Source organism: Lysinibacillus sp. OL1 (assembly GCF_004332175.1).
Lineage (GTDB): Bacteria > Bacillota > Bacilli > Bacillales_A > Planococcaceae > Lysinibacillus > Lysinibacillus capsici.
Map to the genome: position 1 here is coordinate 1 of NZ_SJDS01000154.1, position 240 is coordinate 240.

The window sequence follows — 240 nt, forward strand, 5'->3', positions numbered from 1 at the left end:
CGCGTGTCGGGGGTCACGCCCCCGCCCACTGCACCGCCGGCGGAAAAGCGATCCTGGCGTGGATCGCCCCCGAACGCGTCGACGCTCTTTTAGGCTCAGTCCTTTCTCGCAGTACGGAAAACACCATCACAGACATCAATGTTTTGCACCAGGAACTGAGTCGCATCCGCCGGCGCCGCGGTGTGGCCTTCGAGCGAGAAGAGGCAGCTCGTGGCGTGGCCTGCGTCGCGGCTGCGGTTC

General features: G+C 65.4%; 1 protein-coding gene. It reads left to right on the top strand.

Annotated features, from left to right (window positions below):
• Window positions 1-240 (top strand): IclR family transcriptional regulator domain-containing protein (locus tag EW028_RS26400; RefSeq protein ID WP_193767483.1); only part of this gene is annotated, 240 nt, incomplete at both ends.